This is a genomic window from Paenibacillus sp. FSL L8-0435, from assembly GCF_037965655.1.
GTDB lineage: Bacteria > Bacillota > Bacilli > Paenibacillales > Paenibacillaceae > Paenibacillus.
The window spans coordinates 6,023,323-6,044,211 of sequence record NZ_CP150185.1 but is presented as its reverse complement, the minus strand read 5'-3'; the positions used below and the strand labels follow the sequence as shown (position 1 = coordinate 6,044,211).

18 protein-coding genes are annotated in these 20,889 nt (G+C 46.3%); 14 read left to right on the top strand and 4 right to left on the bottom strand.

Annotation, left to right across the window (positions count from 1 at the left end; all coding sequences use genetic code 11):
• Positions 1 to 9: 9 nt before the first annotated feature.
• From NST33_RS27000 to NST33_RS26985, 4 genes are read left to right on the top strand one after another with little or no spacing between them, the layout of a single operon-like run.
• Complete coding sequence (locus NST33_RS27000; RefSeq protein ID WP_339305718.1) at positions 10 to 1,755, top strand: ABC transporter ATP-binding protein; 1,746 nt, start codon at positions 10 to 12, stop codon at positions 1,753 to 1,755.
• A complete protein-coding gene (locus NST33_RS26995) occupies positions 1,752 to 3,518 on the top strand; it encodes an ABC transporter ATP-binding protein (RefSeq protein ID WP_339305716.1) in 1,767 nt (588 codons plus the stop codon). The genes NST33_RS27000 and NST33_RS26995 overlap by 4 nt, the downstream gene beginning before the upstream one ends.
• A gap of 32 nt (positions 3,519 to 3,550) precedes the next feature.
• Positions 3,551 to 4,114: a hypothetical protein gene (locus NST33_RS26990; protein WP_339298192.1), complete on the top strand. Its 564-nt coding sequence runs from the start codon at positions 3,551 to 3,553 to the stop codon at positions 4,112 to 4,114.
• Complete coding sequence (locus NST33_RS26985) at positions 4,111 to 5,133, top strand: BtrH N-terminal domain-containing protein (protein ID WP_339305714.1); 1,023 nt, start codon at positions 4,111 to 4,113, stop codon at positions 5,131 to 5,133. The genes NST33_RS26990 and NST33_RS26985 overlap by 4 nt, the downstream gene beginning before the upstream one ends.
• 82 nt (positions 5,134 to 5,215) lie before the next feature.
• Here NST33_RS26985 and NST33_RS26980 read toward each other — a convergent pair whose 3' ends face one another.
• On the bottom strand, positions 5,216 to 6,583 hold the full coding sequence (locus NST33_RS26980) for an MFS transporter (protein WP_221820672.1): 1,368 nt from the start codon (positions 6,581 to 6,583) through the stop codon (positions 5,216 to 5,218).
• A 205-nt stretch (positions 6,584 to 6,788) separates the two neighbouring features.
• On the opposite strand from NST33_RS26980, the gene NST33_RS26975 reads away from it, so the two are divergent.
• The 6 genes from NST33_RS26975 (at position 6,789) to NST33_RS26950 (ending at position 11,130) form a co-directional block, all read left to right on the top strand.
• Positions 6,789 to 7,112 (top strand): helix-turn-helix transcriptional regulator, encoded by a 324-nt coding sequence (locus NST33_RS26975; RefSeq protein ID WP_036606795.1) that lies wholly within the window; start codon positions 6,789 to 6,791, stop codon positions 7,110 to 7,112.
• A gap of 316 nt (positions 7,113 to 7,428) precedes the next feature.
• The gene (locus NST33_RS26970) at positions 7,429 to 7,617 is read left to right on the top strand and encodes a hypothetical protein (RefSeq protein ID WP_074096524.1); all 189 of its coding nucleotides are present in this window, start codon (positions 7,429 to 7,431) and stop codon (positions 7,615 to 7,617) included.
• Between the two features lie 83 nt (positions 7,618 to 7,700).
• A complete protein-coding gene (locus NST33_RS26965) occupies positions 7,701 to 8,621 on the top strand; it encodes a WYL domain-containing protein (RefSeq protein WP_339305711.1) in 921 nt (306 codons plus the stop codon).
• 28 nt (positions 8,622 to 8,649) lie between these two features.
• Positions 8,650 to 9,648 carry a hypothetical protein gene (locus tag NST33_RS26960; RefSeq protein ID WP_339305709.1) on the top strand — a complete coding sequence of 333 codons (999 nt, stop codon included), beginning with the start codon at positions 8,650 to 8,652 and terminating at the stop codon, positions 9,646 to 9,648.
• A 23-nt stretch (positions 9,649 to 9,671) separates the two neighbouring features.
• Positions 9,672 to 10,691: a hypothetical protein gene (locus NST33_RS26955; protein WP_339305707.1), complete on the top strand. Its 1,020-nt coding sequence runs from the start codon at positions 9,672 to 9,674 to the stop codon at positions 10,689 to 10,691.
• Positions 10,692 to 10,938: 247 nt separating this feature from the next.
• Complete coding sequence (locus NST33_RS26950) at positions 10,939 to 11,130, top strand: aspartyl-phosphate phosphatase Spo0E family protein (RefSeq protein ID WP_221820680.1); 192 nt, start codon at positions 10,939 to 10,941, stop codon at positions 11,128 to 11,130.
• A 45-nt stretch (positions 11,131 to 11,175) separates the two neighbouring features.
• On the opposite strand, the gene NST33_RS26945 is transcribed toward NST33_RS26950, so the two are convergent.
• Positions 11,176 to 12,054 (bottom strand): carbohydrate ABC transporter permease, encoded by an 879-nt coding sequence (locus tag NST33_RS26945; protein WP_339305705.1) that lies wholly within the window; start codon positions 12,052 to 12,054, stop codon positions 11,176 to 11,178.
• Between the two features lie 12 nt (positions 12,055 to 12,066).
• On the bottom strand, positions 12,067 to 13,002 hold the full coding sequence (locus tag NST33_RS26940) for an ABC transporter permease subunit (protein WP_260632716.1): 936 nt from the start codon (positions 13,000 to 13,002) through the stop codon (positions 12,067 to 12,069).
• Positions 13,003 to 13,305: 303 nt separating this feature from the next.
• On the opposite strand from NST33_RS26940, the gene NST33_RS26935 reads away from it, so the two are divergent.
• The 3 genes from NST33_RS26935 to NST33_RS26925 all read left to right on the top strand — a co-directional run bounded on the left by NST33_RS26935 (position 13,306) and on the right by NST33_RS26925 (position 18,406).
• The gene (locus NST33_RS26935; RefSeq protein ID WP_339305703.1) at positions 13,306 to 15,066 is read left to right on the top strand and encodes a histidine kinase; all 1,761 of its coding nucleotides are present in this window, start codon (positions 13,306 to 13,308) and stop codon (positions 15,064 to 15,066) included.
• Entirely contained in the window at positions 15,041 to 16,633 is a 1,593-nt protein-coding gene (locus tag NST33_RS26930) for a response regulator (protein ID WP_339305701.1), read from the top strand. Before NST33_RS26935 ends, NST33_RS26930 begins: the two co-directional genes overlap by 26 nt.
• 120 nt (positions 16,634 to 16,753) lie before the next feature.
• Positions 16,754 to 18,406 (top strand): extracellular solute-binding protein, encoded by a 1,653-nt coding sequence (locus NST33_RS26925; RefSeq protein ID WP_339305700.1) that lies wholly within the window; start codon positions 16,754 to 16,756, stop codon positions 18,404 to 18,406.
• Between the two features lie 219 nt (positions 18,407 to 18,625).
• Here the strand turns inward: NST33_RS26925 and NST33_RS26920 are convergent, their stop codons facing one another.
• A complete protein-coding gene (locus tag NST33_RS26920) occupies positions 18,626 to 18,871 on the bottom strand; it encodes a hypothetical protein (protein ID WP_339305698.1) in 246 nt (81 codons plus the stop codon).
• Positions 18,872 to 19,164: 293 nt separating this feature from the next.
• On the opposite strand from NST33_RS26920, the gene NST33_RS26915 reads away from it, so the two are divergent.
• On the top strand, positions 19,165 to 20,880 hold the full coding sequence (locus tag NST33_RS26915; protein WP_339305696.1) for a DUF6138 family protein: 1,716 nt from the start codon (positions 19,165 to 19,167) through the stop codon (positions 20,878 to 20,880).
• Positions 20,881 to 20,889 lie beyond the last annotated feature (9 nt).

The window sequence follows — 20,889 nt, the reverse complement described above, 5'->3', positions numbered from 1 at the left end:
GAGGATGGCATGGAGAATATTTCACTGAGCAAACGAATCCGTACATTCGCCAAACCCTACCGAATCAGCTTGATTACCATGTTGTTCTGCGAGCTAATCATGGTGGTGGTGGATCTGATTGGACCGCTTATTTTTGCCATCTTGATCGACGAAGTATTCTATCACCGTAATCTTCATTTCTTCGGCTATGTTATTTTGACTTATATTGCTTTGTATGTAGGTGTAAGGGCTCTAAGTTGGATCATTAAATCCATCTGGATCTACCTGAATGTTAAATTTTTATTTGATATTCGAAAAAGTTTATTTGATCGCATTCTTCATTTTAAAGCATCTTATTTTCAAAAAGCCCAGACCGGTGATCTGGTCACACGTCTAACAAGAGACACGGATTCTGTCATGCAGTTAATAGAGTTAATCATTTTTCAGATGGCAGCTCCATTTACGAAATTGCTGGTTTCGTTTGTTTTTTTATTTTATCTCAATCCGTATATCGCCCTGGCCATGATGGTGCTGGTTCCGGTTTCGGTCTGGGTATCACAGTATTTTAATCGTAAGATGACCAAGCAGCAGACCATTTTGCGTGGGAAATACGGCCATTTTGTCAGCTGGATGCTGGAGATGCTTCAAGGCATGAGAGATATTCGTTTGTTGGGGAGTGGCAGAAGGGTCACTACACTGTTCACGGGACAGAGCGCAGACGTTATTCGTCTCGACAATCAGACAGAAGTCATGAAATGGATGTCTACCCGCTCTAATGCATTTATTTTTTTGCTATCAGATCTGTGTATCTATGCCATTGCGGGTGTGCTTATTGTTCAGGGACAGCTTACGGCAGGAGCCTTTGTTGCCATTATGTCGTATCTGACCAAGAATAATCAATCCATGATGATGATCTACGAGGCGGTTGTGAATCTGCCCAAGCTGACGGTACAGTCCCGCAAAGTCTTTGATCTTCTGGATGAAGAGACGGAGAGGAGCGGTGGTCAATCTGAAGTTGAGATGGAAAATGGGGAGACGTCATTCGAGCAAGTGAGATTTCGGTATGATGAACAGGGTCCCTATGTGCTGGACGGTCTCACGTTGGAGATCGGTGCTCATGAATCTGTTGCGCTTGTAGGTAAGAGTGGCTCGGGCAAAACAACGATTGTGAACATGCTGCTCGGTTTCTACACCCCGGAGGAAGGGGAGATTCGAATTGGTGGCAGGCATATAGATGACTATTCTCTGTCTCGACTGCGCAAGAGAGTAGGAATTGTGCAGCAGGAGGCCATTCTGTTCCATGAAACCATCCGTTACAATCTGATGCTTGGCAGCGCTCACGCGGATGATGATCAATTGCTGGAGGCATGTGATCAGGCCTATATTGGAGACTTTATCCGTTCTCTTCCTCAGGGTCTGGACACCGTTATTGGTGCAGGGGAAATGGAGTTCTCCGGTGGACAAAAGCAGCGTCTGTCTATCGCCCGCATTTTTCTGAAGCAACCCAAATTAATTATATTCGACGAAGCCACTTCCGCTTTGGACTATGAAGCTGAACAAGCGGTCCAGCATTCCTGGCAGAAATTGAGCAAGGATCGTGCTTCGATTGTCATCGCCCATCGTTTATCCTCCATCCTGAATGCTGATCGGGTTGCTGTTGTACATCAGGGACGCATTGTGGCTACAGGCACGCATGGATATCTGCTGGAGAATAGCGAGCACTACCGTGAGTTATTTGCAGAAGATTTCATCCGGAAGGAGGGACTGATGTCGTGACGAAGACACCGTCAACTTCCCGGTATGCACTCTTTAAACAGATTAAGCCGTTTATCAAAAATGCGAACCGTCAAATCTTCATTCTAGGTACACTGAAATTGGCCTTGACTGCTATTGCGCTCATGATCCCTTATCTGTACAAGCTGCTCATTGATCATGTCATGGTTGGACGGGAGCTTGGAATGTTACCCTATATCCTTGCTGGATACCTGGGCTTATTTGCGTTGGAGACAACCGCTCTGGGTTTACAAACGCTGTTCAGTAACCGGTTATTAGGTCGGACCAAGCTCGATTTGCAGCTGAACATGTGGAAAAAATTAGTGCGCATGAAGCCAACTTTATATGAGCGCTATAGTGCGGGAGATCTGAAGAATAGGCTGGATGGAGACGTCACACTGGTTAAAGACTTTATCTTTTTGCATTTGATTGATTATACGTTCAAATGGATCAGCGTAGGGGCGTATGTGGTTATTCTGTTATCGCTGAATTGGAAGATGGCTTTGCTGGGTTTTGTTATGCTTCCCATTTCCTTTGTCATCAGTTCCCGATTGGGCAAAAAAGCCAAAGTACTGGTCTCTGAATTCCGCCAGACTACCGGAGAATATGAGACATGGATATCGAACAGCTTCAGACACTGGAAGGAAATCAAGGCGCTGAATATGCAACGCAAAGAATCCATCAAGTTTGTGGGATATTGGAAACGTTTTGGCAAAATCAAATTCCGACATCTGGCATATACGTATGCCAATGAGCTGTACTACACCTTTCAGGATGACTTTATTAATAAGATGAATCTTTATTTTATCGGCGGGTTGCTGATTTTTCAGGGAGAATTAACAATCGGGGGACTGCTTGTTTTTCTGACATACTATCAACAGATGATTAACAACATTAATGAAATTAATGCCTCCAATGTTCAACTTCATGATGTGACACCTTCCATTGAACGGATCGTTGAATTGCTGGAACTACCCGTTGTACCACAGAGAAAGCTCGGACTACAGCCAGAGTTCCAAGGGCATCTCGAATTCAAGGATGTCTCCTTTCGTTATCAGGAGAATCAAAGTGATGTCTTGCATGAGATTAATCTGAACATCCAGCCTGGTGATTATACAGCGATCGTAGGCAGAAGTGGTTCGGGTAAGAGCACGTTAATCAAACTTATTCTAGGGCAGAATGAAACACAGCAAGGGGCTATTCTCGTTGACGGGCAGCCCATTGGTGACTTGGGATCAGACTACCTTTATCAACATATAGGGGTGGTTATGCAGGAGAATACCTTGTTCAGTATGTCCATCATGGATAATCTCAGACTCGTACAGCCACGGGCTACAGAAGAAGAGATACGAGAGGTTTGCCGCATGGCTTTGCTGGATGACTTCATTGAAGAATTGCCTGACAAGTATAATACGGTTCTGGGTGAGTCAAGTATTAAGCTGTCCGGAGGCCAGAAGCAGCGTTTGGCGCTTGCGAGGGTGCTGTTAACAAGACCCCGAATGCTTATTCTGGATGAAGCAACCTCTGCACTGGATAATGACTCGGAACGGAAAATAAATGAGGTGATCCGTAGGATCGCACAGCATATGACGGTGCTTGTGATCGCCCACCGGTATTCAGCTATTCAGGATGCCGAGCAAGTCATTGTGCTCGATCAGGGAGAGATTGTTGCTACGGGCACTCATCTGGAACTGGCCGGGCGGCATGAGGTGTATGACACGTTGTTCAAGGAGCAGCGGCAAGGTGTCGGGTCAACTGTCACCTGACGTAAATAGAATGATTCTAGGAGGTTAATGACATGACCATCTATTGTCCACTACCTTTGGAAGAGCACTATAACAACAATGGTTTTAGCTATCTGGATACAAACCAGATAGGGAATTTCACGACCTTTGGTTCCTCATACCCTGGAGACGAACTTCCTGATCAGGAGAATGTGCAATGGCGGGATGTTCCGTTTCATTTTCCTTTACGCAGACAGGCATTTAATAATATAGAACTGGATAGGCAGCGCATTCCGGTACCATTGGATCTATATTCGACATTATATATTCTGGGTGCGGCAGATAATGGTTCATACCATGAATTCATTGATTTTGAACGAGCCGGAGAGCGGATGGGAAGAGCGTCATTGGATCTGACAAACTGGACCGAGACGAGCCCACATTATAATGAAGAAATTATGTTTCAATGTAGCGGGATGTGTACACAAAAGGGTATCTTACTGACATCCAAACAGCCTATTATTTGGTTCCAGCAGATTACGCTGGAAGAACCCATTTCATTTGACAAGATCCTATTGCCAGACAATCCATGCATGCATATCTTTGCACTAACCTTAGGGAAGGAGTGGAATATATGAATATTCAGTCAAGAGAAGCACATACAGAAGGTGAAGATTGCTTTACCCTATGTGTAAGCAGCATTCTCAACTATAAAGAAATCACGAACTTCCTGGCGGTATGGAAGCAATGCGGGATGATGTACCATGAAGACCCGGAGAGAGGCACCCCGAAACTTGTCCCTACTTATATGACTGTTGAAAATGAGTTTCAACGCATTCATCATATTGATTTGAATATCGTCAGAACAAACGAACGGATCGAGGTTATCCAGGAAATCATGACGTTGCTTCAGCAAAACGAAGCAGTCATTGTATGGGTTGATGTATATTACATGAAGTACAATTCACTTTATCAATTACTTCATTCGTCGCATTGTATTGTCTTGTCCGACTATGCAGATGGACAGTTTGAGTTTATTGATGATTTTTATCATTTGAAAGGTAATATGGATGAACAGACGTTATTTGAAGCGCTTGATCTAGGTCAGACGCCATTAATTCGTGAGGGTACGCGTTATCGTTATGCTACATTAGATGTTGGGAATGCCGTTGAGCAGGTGAAAGAGAGAGAGTTCTACGAAATGCTTCAACAAAATCATGAAATCATGGATGGAATATCCGGGCAGCTAACCAAACAGGTTGAGTGGTATGAATTGGTTAATCCGTATGTTGGTTTGCCTGCCATTGAAAGGTATATCGACGCTACACGTCAGCATATGCAAGATTCATCCGCATTGACGGAAGAATATCTGGACAATATGTATGGCGACTTGGCGGGCATAAGTAATAACAGATATTTGTATGGCCATTTCCTAAGAGAAGGAATACCGTACAATCCTGATATTTCTCAACTGGTGGAGACGTATGAATATGCTGCGCAACGATGGAATCTCGCGGCTAATATGACATTGAAAAGTCAATACCTGGATCTGGATCGTAGATATCATATGTTAGATCGAGTGCTGGGTAAAATCGGAGAAATTATAGCTCTGGAACAAGAGGCCCATGACTTGGTCAAACATCTTGTTGCCAGTTAAGGGTATCACTAATCTTACGAAAATCAAAAAGGCCCGTAAAGCAAACGTCGCTTTACGGGCCTTTTTGATGATTTGCTTCATATTAAGCAGCAACTTTTTTTCGTGACTGCATTCTTAGATACACTTGAGAGAAAATAACCGATGCGATTGCGACTACAGTCATGCCCCAGAAAATATTAGTATACGCTGAGGATAGCGGCATGTTTTGCATCGCAGTCAACGCTACACCAGTGACAGCAACGCTGAAAGCACCGCTGAAGAACTGACTAAGTTGGAACAATCCCATACCTGCACCAACCTGATCCATGGTCAGATTGCCAGACAATTCATTGGACACGCTGGTGGTTAGGGAAGAGAAGCCTACGCTGAGCAGGACATAGACAGCCATAATGGCGTAGATGTTATTGTCTGCAAATAAGGCGAATAACCCGGCAGCTGCCAGTAGCAGCCATGGTGCAAACTTCAGCAGCAACGTATTGCCATGTCGGTCAATCATGCGGCCGATTCGGTTGGACAGCAGCATGGACACGACTGCACCCGGGAAGATGACAAGTCCCGATTGAGCAGGTGTGAGTCCATATAGATGTGCCAAAATTTGCGGTAACAGAAACAACGTTGAGAAGTTATTAATGTACGATACAATCCCCAACGAGCTGAGCATCATATATTTTTTGTCTTTGAACAAAGCAGGTTGAACAAACGGGTCTGCCGCGCGCCGAATTCGGAGCCAGAACAGAAGCAGTGCCGCAGCACCGATAACAAGCGTGTACCACTGACGGGAAGTCAGGAATAACAACACACCTGTAGTACCGATGGCAAGAAGCACGGCACCGAGCAGGTCAAATGAACCTTTTTGCGGTGTTTCCCGAGGAAGCAGTTTAAAGAATACAGGAATCAAGAATAACGTTAATCCCGTAACGATAAACAGATCATGCCATCCCAAAAACTGAGTAATACTTCCGCCGATGACGGGACCAAGTCCAAGCCCCAGTGAACTCGCGGACATGATGACAGCCATCGATTTACCCCGGCGATCATTGGGAATATATCGGGTAATCAGTACAATAGCGAGCCCGGGAACCGAAGCAGCACCCGCAGCCTGGATCAGACGTGCAATGAGCAAAATGATGAAATGATTACTGAAGAACCCGAGAACGGATGCCGCACCAAGTAACGTAAGCCCGGTCGTGAATAATGTACGAATAGGTATGAAATCCGATAGACGTGAGAACGTAATCGAGGAAATGGCAAATACAATGGAATATCCTGTAACAATCCATGAGGAAGCGACGGATGTAAGCATAAATTCGGCAGCAATTTTGGGCAGGGCCAGATTAAACATCATTGTATTCATAACAACGAGTACAACGGTGAAGCCAAGCAAGCTTACAATTAATCCTTCCTGTATTCCGGTCCGTTCCCCTGATGATGCGGTTGCGGTGTTGTTCATAAAAACCTCCTAAAGTGATGTGTATTTCGCAACATTTCAGAAACGGTGTGTAACATTTGCAAAATGTAATATGATGTCAATCCCGTGCCTAACAGCAGGGGTTACATAACGAAATCATTAAAGTTCGATTGGTGTCGAACATTAGAAATATATCATGGATCTGTGTTAAAATACAATGGATAGTCTGAGAAAAGGAGACTACAGTATGAAAATTTTACATCATCCACAGGTGTCAGATATTGAACTTTCCTCCGTATTGTATGCGTTAAGCGACCCGACCCGTCTTGGGATTGTTGCGGAAGCAGCCAGAAGTGGGGAGCAGCCGTGCAGTCATTTTCATGCACCTGTTGTGAAGTCAACGATGTCGCACCACATTCGCACTCTGCGGGAAGCCGGAGTTATTCGGGTCAGAGTACAGGGCACACAGCATTTTCTCACCCTGCGGTCCGATGATCTGGAAACGCGCTTTCCAGGACTTCTGCAACCGTTACTGCAGGCCGCAGCTCAGTCGAGCACAGATCCTTCCTAAATGTTGTCCTTTCTTCAGGTCGAAGAGGGGACATTTTTTATTTTCTGCTACTGCATGTTCAAAAAGTTAACGATTCAGCACCGAGAAGGTTGCGAGAACCTGAAGGAGGAGGAGCGAAGTGTAGGCAAACCTACATGAGCACCGGACTCCGAAGGTGAACGCAAGATTCGATGTCGAGTTCGCTTCTTGGGCTACTTCGTGATCAATTGGGGACTTTTTGAACAACCTTTAAAACTGATGCGACATTCTGTGTCGTACCTTGCCCTATATAATAACGGTGAACACACAAACCATATCGAAAAGAGGTTCACAACCATTGGCAAAAACTAAAAGAGGACGCGTTTTGTGGAGTCTTCCTTCCAGAGGCCGGGGAACATGCCCGGTGTGCAGCAGTACCCGAATTAAATTGTTGTATACGCAAACAAAAACAGACGGTACAAGTCTTAAAGTATGCAAGAAATGCTTCAAAGCCGTGCAATCCAGAGTGGATAAGGCACATGTATAACATAACTGGCCTGTTCTTCGGAACGGGCCATGTCTTTTGATATAATCGAATATATTAGGAATGGATGAGATGGGGGCGGGAAGATGAGTAACATGCATCGAATTCACTGGTTTGACGAACAGATTCGGGGTGGACGTTTTCCGAATAGCAGCTGGCTTGCCCGTGAGTTTGAAATCTCCCGTCGTCAAGCTCAGCGTGATATTGAATATATGGCAAGTTCCCTGCGAGCCCCTTTGGTGTATATGGCAAAATATCGGGGCTATTGTTATGAGGATCAGACTTTTCGATTGCCCCATTTGTATATGACCGAAGAAGAGCAGCGTGTGCTGAAATATCTGGCGCATCGCTATCGACATTACGATTATGATCAATCGGACGCGGTGAAACGTGTAGCACATTTGCTGGAGCGTTTTACGTTGGAGGAACAGCAGGTGGGAAGTAGCGAGCTTCCGGTATTTTCGGCGCAACCGAAGCAACTGCAATTCTTTGAATTATTGTCCCATGCCATAACTGACTTGCGCAGAGTACATATTCATTACAGGGATCACGATGGAGAACGGCAGTTTTCCTTTTGTCCATTAAAGATGATATCCCAGTTTAACGCCGATTACGTGGTGGGTTATGAAGCAGACCCTGTACAGCAAGTGGCCATTCGCTTGGAGGGCATTGTTCATGTATCAATCTTGGATGAGAGATTTGAGTACAGGTCAGATACCCTCCTAGGTGTATGGGAAGAACCACTGCCTGTGCGTAAACCGTTTGTAGCTGAGATTCGCTTGAAAGAATTACAGCAAATGGACCTATGGCAAGGGTATCGTATCCAGTCTAGGCAAGATCAGATCTATTCAATTGAATTTTATGACACGGATGCTTTCTTGCAGCATTTGTTTATTAGCGAATGGGAGGAACTATTGTCTCCTGGGTGGCTTAGGCGCAAGCTTCAGCAAAGCGCGGAAGGATTAATGGACAGGCTCTCGATACAACGTAAGCAAAACGTGGAATAAAGCAGCATAGAGAGGAGAAGATCCGTCCTTGGCTGAGAATATTTTAGATAACCTCATCATGAAGCGGGAGTCCAAATCGTACGTCGATAGTCTGCATGCGATACTAACCCATACGGGCCAGTTTCAAGGTTCCAAGGTTGTACTTGCCGGATATACGGGCATGGCTTTCAAGCTGTCGGTGCATCGCAGACTACTTCCCATGTCGGTTACAGCGTATGGACAGTGGGGGGAAGCACATCGTCCGGGAGTCGATAACCTGGGGATATTCACGATCTGGGATGGGGGACGTACACGTCATTCCACGTTCGGTTATTACCAACAGGATGCAGTGAACTGGGTGAGACGGAGTATTGATGAAGGCACTGGTGTAATTTACTGGATTCCTGAGTTCGGTGTTATTCATGGATATGATGACAGTGATCGCATCTTTTATGTGCAAGACGGATGGAGCGAGGAACCGCAGATTTTGTTGTATGACAATTTCGGCTTAAACTTTACCGGATTTTGGTATTGTCAGGTGTTTGGTGATCAGGTTCGCATCCCTGAACAACAGATGCTGCTGGAATCCCTGCGACTGGCGATTGAGGATTGGGATATTCCCTATCGTCTGTTACCTGATCAGAATATTGCTTCAGGTAAAAAGGCATATGATGTGTGGGTGGAGGCCCTGCGGAGTGGGGATTTCGATGAATCCGGTGCAGGTTATATTTTGGAATCCTTCTGCCATTCGCGATCCGAAATACGAATGTATTTGCAGGGTGTTCGAGGGATATGGAACGAACTGGACCACGCTTGTGCATGCTATGAACAGCTTGGGACGTTAATTGACCAAATGAAAGGATATATGGTTCAGCAGGAGAATAGACGTGTCTTGCGACCAGACACCACAGAAGATCTAGCACAGGTATTAGTGAAGGCAAAAGCACTGGAGGATCAGGCTATTGATTATTTTCGAGTGATATCCAGGAAGTATCCTGACCGTAAAAGGTCCACTATACCAAGGTGGGGAGCACACTCCGCACGATAGAATGAGGGAGGAAGGAGTGACGGATGATGGCAGCCAAAGTATTGCAGGATTTGATTCGCTTCCCGCGAGCCCCAACCTCTGCTGATGCACACCTATCACGGAACGGTGTGGGTTCGTATACAGATGCGATGTACCGCATTTTATTGCACACACAGTGGATGGATTTCCCGCGTCACATGATTGCAGGTATGACGGCAAGTGCATTCCGATTAGTGGTGGATCGGCGTCTGACCGCAGAATCAATCTCGGCATACAACTGGATGGCAGAGAACTTTGTGGCGGCTGATTTCCTTGGCGTAACAACGGGACAACATGGTGGATTTTCATTTGAACCGACTTTTCCGCTCTATCAGAAGCAGTCAGTGCTTGACATCAAGGCGTCCATTGACCGGGGAATAGGTGCGATTCTCTGGCATGATCAATTTGTCATTGCTGCCGGATATGATGATGAGGAGCAGGTGCTGTTTATTGGAGAAAGTGAAGGACATGAAGCCATTCGTCTGCCCTATGATTCATTTGGCAGGAACAGTACGCCATACTGGTACTATCAGGTGCTGGAATCTCATGAATCTGTGGATCTATGGGAAGTTTGCAAGGAATCATTAATTCAGGCCGTATACAAATGGGAAACCCATGACTACATGCTGCCGTCCCAGGATTATGCCTGTGGATCGGCTGCGTATACGGTTATGGCAGCTACTTTGCAGTCTGGAACATATGACACAGAACAAGCGGCAACTGTACTGCGCTATTATGCCAGATCAAGACTGGACATTGCCTCTTATGTTGCAGGGCTGGAGTACCTATCAGCTCGGATGGTTCATGTCATGCGTGAGTATGCATTGCTCGCAGAACTGTATTCGGAGATTGTTGATGTAGTTAATGATTCAATCTCATGGAATACGAAGGAACCAGATTGTGTACAAAGGATAATTAAGCTTATAGGGAAGGCAGGGGCTACGGAACAACGTGCCATTGATGCCATTAAACGTGTCTTTCCAGAGACGATAGGCAATCGTTTTAAGGATGTTGGATTAAGATAATTGGAGCATGACAGAGAAAATTGAAAAACTCAGCAGGAATAAAACCGGACAGGCTACAGCCCATCCGGTTTATTTATATTGAACATATACACATCAGCCCATGTGATCCACGCTAATCATAACTTTTACAAGAAAAAATAAACAAAATTTTTAATTTTGGGGTAATCCAAATCCCCTCTTGTTCCGAATATTATATTAGATGGTCTTTTTTGGATGATGATATTCAAGGACAACAGGGGGCGGGAGTATGGTACATAATCCGGAAACCATTCAGGAATGTATCGAACATGCACGGCAAAGGCTCTACCAGGTTGCAGCTCAATACCCGGAACTATGGCATCCGGAGGTTATTCGCCAATCCATGGTATTGGATGAGTTAATTAATGAATATAACAACGCAACTCGTGGGAGAACGATCACGAATCAGCTGAAATCATAACCTTTCTGAACAAAGAATTCCAAGAAGGAATTCCGTGTGTTTGCCTTACTCTTTTACCGCCCCGAGCACAATTCCCTTAACGAAGAAACGCTGCAAGAACGGATATACGAGCAGAATCGGCAGAGCGCCAATAAAGATCTGGGCCGCGTTCACCGTACGTTGAGACATATTCTGGAGCTGCGTTGCATCCACGTTCATGTTGGAGAAATCCTGCTGTACGATTATAGTCTGCATTAACGTGGCGAGTGGATATTTGGAAGCATCATTCATATAGATCAAACCGTCAAACCAGGAATTCCATTGACCTACCATGGTGAATAAAGAGATCGTGGCAATGGCGGGCATGGATACAGGCAGATAGATTTTGAACAGAGTTGTGATATGGTTGGCTCCATCAATGAATGCGGCTTCTTCCAGCTCTTTTGGCACGTTGCGGAAAAAGTTCATCATGAGAATCAGGTTCCAGACAGCCACCGCGCCTGGCAAAATGAGAGCCCACATCGTATTCATCAATCCAAGCTTCTGGATCAAAATATAGGATGGAATTAATCCCCCGCTAAATAGCATCGTGAAGATGAAAAACCACGCATATAACGAGCGTCCCTTGAAATGCAGACTCTCCTTGGATAACGGATAAGCCGTCAGGAAGACAAGTGTCATACTGAGCAGTGTGCCCAGAATCGTACGTTGGACTGAAATCCAGAGTGCACTCAGAAAGTTACTGTTACCAAATGTTTTGGTATAGGCGTCCACCGTAAAATCTATGGGCCATAGTGTCACCAGATTGGCGGATGCTGCCGCTTTACCACTGAAGGAAACCGCCAGAATATGGACCAGCGGCAGGATGCACAGGATCGAGACGGCCGCGATGAATAGCAGGTTGAAACCATTGAATATACGGTACCCGGTTGTTTTGTGATACACCTTGATTCCTCCTCAGAAAATACGGTAATTGGCGATTTTGTACGCCATCCGGTACGCAGAGATGACGAGGAACATCGCGACAAATGATTTGAATAGTCCAACGGCGGTTGCAAAGCTCATTTTGCCATTCAGAATCCCCATCCGGTAGACAAAGGTATCGATAATATCACCTTTCTCATATACCAGCGGATTGTACAGGTTGAAGATCTGGTCAAAGCCTGCATTCAGGATATTGCCCAGCGATAACGTACCTACCACGATAATCATCGGCACGAGTGCAGGCAGGGTAATGTGCAATGTCTGTCTAAGTCGCGTTGCCCCATCTACCTCCGAAGCCTCGTACAATGCCGGGTTAATGCCCGCAAGTGCTGCCAGAAATACAATTGTCCCGAATCCAAATTCCTTCCACACATCACTGACAACCACCGTTACACGGAACCAGTCGCCATCTCCCAGAAAGAAGATCGGTTCAACGCCAGCCGCGGCTAACACCTGGTTTACCAGCCCACCTTCCGGTGATAACATGTCGAGCAGAATTCCACCAAGGACAACCCAGGACAGGAAATGGGGCAGATACACCAAGGTCTGTGAGAAACGTTTGAACGTGGAGTTCCGAACCTCATTCAGCAAAATGGCAAACACCACAGGGGCCACAAGTCCGGCCACAATTTTCATCGAAGCAATCAGCACCGTGTTCCAGATGACCTGAACGCTGTCGGGATATTCGAACATGAACCGGAAGTTGTCCCAGCCCACCCACTTGGAGCCAGTGAATCCCAGCCACGGTTTGAAGTCTTGAAAAGCAATAATAATGCCGCCCATGGGCACATAGGCGAACAGTAATGTGAGCAGTACAGCAGGCAGCAGCATTAGATGCAGCGGCCATGTGCGTTTGAAATTCCAGCGGGTACGTTTGCGTGGATGGGGTGTCATTTTTCGCACCGGCATATTGGTTGTTAACGGTTGTTCCATAGCCATCAGGGTCCCTCCTTTATCTCGTCCAGCCCGGGCAACATGAGGCGAGCAAACCTCTGCACAGAGTGGAGCAACTGAATTATAGCAACGGAAAAGGGTGGACTATAGAACAACATTTCAATGCGGATGTTGAAATATTAACTTGTTGATGGAAACATAGGATTTCAAGTCACAGGAAAGCCGGAGAACATAAAATCATATAGAAATGTAAGGGTTTTCAATATAAAATAGGACTTCGGTGTAGAACGACTTCAAATTCAGGAACAGGGTGAAACGATGAAATTCACAGTATTTGCGAAGACGGTCATTCTCTTAATTTGCCTGCTCGTACCCATTCTGCTGCTGTATACATACGCGAACCAGGCAAATGTGGACATGGTGGTGGAGGAGAAACAGCAGTCGAGTCTGAACCAGTTCAATTATTTCAGTTCCCAGGTGGATAAAAATATCGAGCAGCTCTCACTATATGGCCTGACATTGCTGCGAGATCCGAGTATCCTGCATTACCGTTACATGACGGACTCAACCAGCCAATATGAGAAGAACAGTATCTATCTGGATATTCTCGACAAATTATCGTTGTACCAGTCCACCAGCCGCTGGAAGAACGATATTACCATTGTGCTGCCACAAGCGGAACTTGTGTTATCCACCATGTCCAGCCGGACGGTCTACGATGAGAAGATGTTGACGTTTCCGCAACCGGGTCAATGGCAGCTGGAGCAGGGGGGTTTCACCTACTTTTTCACGGACAACTACGAGTGGAATGAAAAACCGGTAAACACAGGTGTACGAACGGTGATGGAGATTAATTTTGACCCGATGAACGTGGTTGCCATGTTGGATGATTTTAAAGAAACGCAGGGCGGAGATCCCTTCTTGCTGGTACCAGGTAACGATCCGTTGCTGAACCGTACGGCGGACCCCGAACTGGTCGAAGCGATTATGCGTGATATGCCTTTTAACGGGCCGGAGAGGGAAGGCAATCATCAATTGGAGGTGGGCGGTAAACAATATCTGGTCAGTTACGTGCACTCCAAACAACTGCAAGCGGTATACGTGAACCCGGTGGTATTGGATGATTTGTTAACCCCGATGGACAAGAGTCGAAATATGTTTATTACCTCCATTTTGTTACTGCTCGTGTTGAGTATCGGGGCTGCACTGCTTTTGTATCGAAAAGTTCAGGTGCCCATCCATCGTTTGATGAGAGGGCTGCAACAGATTCGCAAAGGGCAGCTGTCCACACGGATTCCGGTCGATCACTCCCGTGATGAATTCGCGTATCTCACCCAGAGCTTCAACCATATGGCAGAGCAGATTCAGGAACTGATCGAGAAGGTATACGAGGAACGGATCCGTTCACGGGAAGCGACATTGAAACATCTGCAATCACAGATCAATCCACATTTCCTGTACAACTGCCTGTTTTATATTAAAAATATGACCCAGCTCGGCAACCGTGAAGCGGTTATTGCCATGTCGCTAAGCCTGGGTGACTACTATCGCTACATTACGCGAGGCGAGAATGACATGACAACAGTGGAAGAAGAGATTCGGCTGCTGGACCATTATCTGTCCATTCAACAGATGCGGACCAACCGGCTGACCTACGAGATTGCCGTACCGCAGCAACTGATGTTGCTTCATATACCGCGACTGCTTATTCAACCGATCGTAGAGAATGCGGTGATCCACGGCATTGAGCCGATGGAGGGCAGTGGGCATGTCGTCGTAACGGGGATGGCGGTACCCGAACATATAGAGGGTCGGAAATATACAAGATATAGCCTGTTTGTTGATAACGATGGTGTCACGCTGACAGCGGAAGAGATTGCCGAATTGGAACGGGAGATCAATGAACCAATGGGTGAAGAGATTGGAACAGGCACGTGGAATGTGCACCAGCGTCTCGTTACGCGATATGGGCTGTCGTCGGGGCTTCATTTTGGAGCGATTCCCTATGGTGGACTTAGTGTAGAAATTCGATGGTTTGAGGAGGAACAACCGCATGATGAATCTGATGGTCGTGGATGATGAACATTCGGCAGTAGAGTCGATCGCTGTCTCCATACCGTGGAGAGAACACGGGATTGGTCAGGTATTCAAAGCCTATTCGGTCAAAGAAGCCTTGGAACATATGGCATCACATCAGGTCCATATTATTATCACGGATATCCGCATGCCGGGTCTGTCCGGTCTGGATCTGGTCAGTCACATCAGGCAAAAGTGGGAACAGACGAAATGTATTATTTTATCGGGTCATGCCTCCTTCGATTATGCGAAGCAGGCGCTCAAACACGGGACGGTTAGTTATCTGCTCAAGCCGGTCCGAGATGAGGAACTGATCGAATCCGTGCAGCAGGCCGCCGTGCAGATTCGTCTAGAGGGTGAGAAACAAATGCTGCATCAGCGGGCCATGTATTCGGTGAGGGAACATCTGCCCGAGAAGCGGGCGGAGCTGATGAAGGATGTATTATTAGGGCATAAATTTGCGGATGCAGAACTCCAAGGCAAGCTGGAGCAACTGGAGATCGGGTTCCGTCCACAGGATAAAATGCAACTGTTGCTCATCCGGTATGATGACCATCAACCCACACATAAAGCGTTTCGACTGATGAAGTATGCCATCTCCAATGTGGTGGAAGAGATCTACGGCAGTACTTATCATCTCTGTCATACGGATGACGCCTATGATGATCTGGTCTTCATGGCCAGTCCCAAACAAACCCAAGCTGAACCGGAAATGCTAATGGGACGGCTTGGAGAACGGTTAATCCACAGTGTGAGGCAATATCTGAACGCGACCATTTCCCTGTCTGTTAGTCGTATGGGGCGTTTCCCAGATCAGGTGCCGCAACTATATCATCAAGCTGTGAGTGCGCTTCGCAAGCAAGCCGAGGCTGGCAAAGGATTACATCTGAATGCGGCGGCAGGAACCAATGGGGCTACCTTGAAATCACTTGCAGCGCTGTATGAACCGCCAGGTCTGACGATGTTACTGGAAGCCGGGCGCATGGAGGATGCACACCGTAAGATTGATCAGATCTTTGCCGAACTGTCGAACAGTGTGTTTCCGGAACATGTATATGTGGCTTTTCATTATTTGGCGGCGGCATTCTCCTATATGGCTCACCGGGAAGGAAGACAGTTAGCCGAAGTGCTTGGCGAGCAGTACCAGCAGTTGCTCAAGGATGGTTATGGCATCTCGCTGCGTAGTCTGGAAACGTGGACTCGGTCTGTGATGCAGCAGTGGGAAGAGAGCACAAGCGATGCGGGGCAGGATGCCGGATCAACGCTGATTCGGCAGGTGCAGCAATGGATTGACCATCATCTAGGCGAGGATCTATCGTTGCAAGTCATTGCCGGAGAGGTGCATTTGCATCCCGTGTATCTGTCGAAAATGTACAAACAATCCACAGGTGAAGGCATTAGTGATTATATTATCCGTTCCAGAATGGAACGTGCGGTTCATTTGCTCAAGCATACGGCGATGAAGATCTATGAAGTCGGTCAGGAAGTGGGGTACAATAACACGCCTTATTTCATTCAGGTGTTCCGCAAACATTATGGACTGACCCCGCAGGATTTTCGGAACGGTTAACAAATCAATATGAACATTGAAATTGTGATATATGTTTGCCTCCCTGGCTGCACTATCCTTTTCATGTAAGGTGCATTTGGCACATAAGGGTATCCAAGTTACCTGAGGAGGGGTTAGTCTATGTATAGAAAAATGATGACAACATTGCTCGCAATCACGATGGTTGCTGTAACGGCATGTAGTTCGGGGGCCAAGGAAGAACCGGCGAAGGAAGCCGCTGCACCACTTGCTCTGCAAGACGGGAAGTATGAACCGGCGGTACAGATGAGTTATTTGCGGGCCTGGAATGATGATACGAAATTCAAGAACGGGGAAACGGCACAGAACAATGTGCATACCAAATGGGCCAAGGAACGACTTGGCATCGATCTGACCACACCGTGGGCCGTATCAGTGACCAATGATGCATTTTACACGAAATTACGCTTGTCCCTGTCCGCTAACGAAGAACTGCCGGATATCGTCTCCATTCGGGGAGACTACAATCTGGTCCGGGAATTAATTGAGTCCGGCAAATTTGCGAATGCAGGTGAGTTGTTTGACAAGTATGCTTCGGACACATGGAAACAGGCTTCTGAATCAGCACCGGAGGAATGGTATCCGTACATGTATGAGGGCGAGCGTTATGGCATTCCAATCTTCGATTATGCCTACAACGGCGATTCGGTCATGTTTATTCGGGAAGACTGGCTGAAGAAGTTGGGACTGGAAGAACCAAAAACCATGGATGAACTGGTTACGGTCATGGATGCTTTTACGAATCAGGACCCCGATGGGAACGGTAAGAAAGATACGTATGGTCTGACCGTGGGCATGAAAAATGCGCTCAATACCTGGATGACGGAATCCGGTTGGATCTTCGGTATGTACAACACGATGCCTGGACAGTGGAATGATGCCGGAGACGGAACACTGCAATATGGCTCCCTTCAGCCAGGTGTGAAGGAAGGTCTTGCAACGATGAAAGATTGGTTGTCCAAAGGTTATCTACCCAAAGAAGCGGGTGTCTATGACGAGATCAAGGCAGCAGAATTGTTCACCGCAGGTAAAGCAGGCATTATTGTGGGACCACACTGGATGCCAAACTGGCCGATTGATGATGTGAAGAAAAATGTGGACGGTGCCACGTACAAGGCCATTGCCTTACCTACAGGGCCAACAGGCGAGAGCCATCAACATGGTTCTGGTGCAAGTAACGGGGTGGTGCTGATTAATAAGGATATGGCGAACCCGGAGATTTTCTTCACGTATCAAAATTATCTGTTTGACAACTTTGCTAATCCGGAAGTGGGCAGCGAGTTCGAACATGGCTTCGCTCAAGGATACGACTATGACATCGTGGACGGCAAAGTGGTTGGTGAAGCTGAAGTGAAAGATGGCGTATCCCCACTCAAATATACGATTACGTATGACGGTGCACGGATTCCGAACCTCATGATGGATACGTTGGCGGAACTTGCGAAGGGCAAAGAGCCGGAAACCCCTTTTGAGAAAAATACGAAAATTGCCAACAAACCGGAAGTATTTGTCGCCGCTGAAGTCGTCGTTGCAAATAAAGATAATGCGATCAAAAACAAGTTCACCGGGGCACCAACCGAGACGATGAAAATGAAGAAGGACGCGATCGACAAGCTGGAGAAGGATACGTTCAGCAAGATCATCTATGGTCAGGTGGGCATTGAGGAATTTGATGCGTTTGTGACTAAGTGGAAATCCATGGGCGGGGATGATATTACCGCCGAAGTGAACGAGTGGTATAAGACAGTTAATTAATCAATAAAGCAGGGGAGAACTGATGAATTCATCGGATCTACCCTGCTTTTTTATTAGGCATTTTAATGATAAAAAACAACAAGGATAAGAAAAATAGAGCCTTTGAAGTCGTAACCAATAATCGGATTCCTTCACCCGAATCTTTTATACCGAACAAAATATCTATTAAGCACACTGAACCTGAAATGACGAGTACCATCAGTGCAAGTAAGTACATAATCAATTAGACTCGCAGCGCACAAAAGTTACTTGTTTTCCTAGAATCACATTCTCAACCTTCCATCCGGCATTTAACCAGGATAGTGCCTGTGTATGATTATTGGAATTATTCACCCACCATTGTTCGCGATTATACGCTGTAGGGGGTAAAGTAAATCCGAGAATCTCCTCAAGCTCTGCATATGTAAGGGTGATTGAAACTTGATTCAAATAGTTTTCCAAGGGGAAGTATTTGCTGTAGCTCATTTCGTCAGACCTCCTGAAAAGGAATACAATGATTATACAACGTAGGGATGATGATAGCGAGGGCATGCCAAGAGCGTACATAGTTATGAAAGGAATCCGTAGATCTCTTTGACTAGCGAACAACCGTGCGTAAGCCTTATTGTTCCGATTGTACTTGAGAGAGTAAAATAATAGGTAATATACGAACATCAATACGTATGTATAACATAGATACCTCGGACTGGTCCGGGATTCATAGAAGTTCAAGTGTGGTTGATGAACATCTTAAGATGCATGGGAAGGCAGGAGATTAGATGAGTACACTTTATGATCAGGCGATGGAAGAGATGATAACGACGATTCATGAATGGTTTGATGAACAGGACAAGCGGGATGACTTGGAAAGTGTTGTGAAGCGAACTACACTGCAAATGGGTGTTTTTAATGATATTGTGCTTGATTACAGACCTGGACGGACCACGATAGACAGCCTGGATCTGGGGTTGGATGATGATGTGAAATCAAAGCAGGCAGGAGCCTTTACCGAGGAACAGGTACGGAACGAGATCGGGCCTAAGCTTGTTGAGGTTGTTCAGGGCAGATTGGACAAGCTGGCAGATACTCCGTTGATTGACTACCGCTTCACTTTCCGCGGGAAATTTCCAACAACCGAAGGCAAGCTGCAATTGACTTTATTGGAATGGATAAACGAAGAGAAAAGACAGCTGCTCCTTGAGCGTATTCATACCTACGTAGAAAAGAAGCTGGAACACGGTACATACCCAACGAAGCCATTGGAATCCTTCTTTTTGACGAGTCATCTGCTCGATCCAAAGCTGTTCCCGGAGTTGGATGTAGCATGGACGATCAGGCAGTATGACCGGATTCAAGCGTTGAATCAGGGTCGTCCAGAGTCACTTGCGGAACATCGTGGTGAGATTACTCGTGCGGTGACGACATGGGCGGAGAATCAGTTTTTGCCACAGTATTATGATGTTCAGTCTTCGCCTTATCGTACCAATGAATATTCACTTAAGCCCGGAGCAACGCTTCAATCGAACATTAAAACACAGACAGGCCATCATTCGGACGAGCACGGGAAGCAGCAAACATCCGAGACTCAACCAATCGATCTGCTGTTATACGCAGCGGTCATGATTCTACGTTTTGAGCCGAGTTATAGCAAACCCAAAGGTGTGACTTTTCTGGAACTCGCGAAGCAGCTTGGTAGCAAACGTGCGGCACGGATGATGACAGAAGGTAGCGGAACGTATGCGAAGGACGATATTCATGTGAAAACGGAAGAAGTAGAATGCAAAGCAAATGATGTATTTGCACTGATGACCATTCACATTCGTAAGGAAGAGCGAAGTGCCTATCAGCAGGCACTTACCTTTATCACTCATTTATTGAAACAGGGCTTTCCGAAAGGTTATAAGGTCAAGCTAAAATCTGCCGTAAAGCAGTATTTGCCGATCAAAGGACTCGCGAAGTCGGATACCCACCGATTCTTTGCCAATGCACTGGAGTACCCGGAGCTGCATCCACTTCTGGAAGAGTATGCGCGTGAGGCTATCCAGGAGTTTGAGTTCTACGAGGATACCGAGGGAGAGAAAAGCTGTATGCCGGGCAGTTATGCAACCTTTGGACTGGGGCTTGTGGATGAGCAGTATTTCCCGCTGGTTGAATATTACATGGGCGAAGTGGATGATGAGCATCAGTTGATCCAGGATAAGTTCATTGCGGCGTTAGTAGAAAAACAGGGTGTACAGGCTCAATCCATACCTGCGTTAGTCGCCAGCTTGCGTCGTTCCACCGATAGTTTGAAGCTAAAGATTCAGCCCGAACTGGAGAATGAGGAAATACTCGAACTGTTGGTTAGACAGATTCAAAAACTTGAGCATTATGAAGCGGAACGTGTAATCTATCCGATCTTTGGCAAGGTGGAGAAGCTCTCAACGCTCGCTCGCAAAGCGGAGGGAAGACGGAAGGAATTATTGCTGGAACTGTTGCAGGCCGCAGGGAAATAAAAATGTGAA

Excerpts from the sequence above, each read along its gene's own strand:
- NST33_RS26955 (WP_339305707.1), top strand. The coding sequence starts at position 9,672 with ATGATGGCAGCCAAAGTATTGCAGGATTTGATTCGCTTCCCGCGAGCC.
- NST33_RS26980 (WP_221820672.1), bottom strand. The coding sequence starts at position 6,583 with ATGAACAACACCGCAACCGCATCATCAGGGGAACGGACCGGAATACAG.
- NST33_RS26935 (WP_339305703.1), top strand. The coding sequence starts at position 13,306 with ATGAAATTCACAGTATTTGCGAAGACGGTCATTCTCTTAATTTGCCTG.
- NST33_RS26925 (WP_339305700.1), top strand. The coding sequence starts at position 16,754 with ATGTATAGAAAAATGATGACAACATTGCTCGCAATCACGATGGTTGCT.
- NST33_RS26930 (WP_339305701.1), top strand. The coding sequence starts at position 15,041 with ATGATGAATCTGATGGTCGTGGATGATGAACATTCGGCAGTAGAGTCG.
- NST33_RS26940 (WP_260632716.1), bottom strand. The coding sequence starts at position 13,002 with ATGCCGGTGCGAAAAATGACACCCCATCCACGCAAACGTACCCGCTGG.
- NST33_RS26965 (WP_339305711.1), top strand. The coding sequence starts at position 7,701 with ATGAGTAACATGCATCGAATTCACTGGTTTGACGAACAGATTCGGGGT.
- NST33_RS26915 (WP_339305696.1), top strand. The coding sequence starts at position 19,165 with ATGAGTACACTTTATGATCAGGCGATGGAAGAGATGATAACGACGATT.
- NST33_RS26975 (WP_036606795.1), top strand. The coding sequence starts at position 6,789 with ATGAAAATTTTACATCATCCACAGGTGTCAGATATTGAACTTTCCTCC.
- NST33_RS26920 (WP_339305698.1), bottom strand. The coding sequence starts at position 18,871 with ATGAGCTACAGCAAATACTTCCCCTTGGAAAACTATTTGAATCAAGTT.
- NST33_RS27000 (WP_339305718.1), top strand. The coding sequence starts at position 10 with ATGGAGAATATTTCACTGAGCAAACGAATCCGTACATTCGCCAAACCC.
- NST33_RS26985 (WP_339305714.1), top strand. The coding sequence starts at position 4,111 with ATGAATATTCAGTCAAGAGAAGCACATACAGAAGGTGAAGATTGCTTT.
- NST33_RS26990 (WP_339298192.1), top strand. The coding sequence starts at position 3,551 with ATGACCATCTATTGTCCACTACCTTTGGAAGAGCACTATAACAACAAT.
- NST33_RS26950 (WP_221820680.1), top strand. The coding sequence starts at position 10,939 with ATGGTACATAATCCGGAAACCATTCAGGAATGTATCGAACATGCACGG.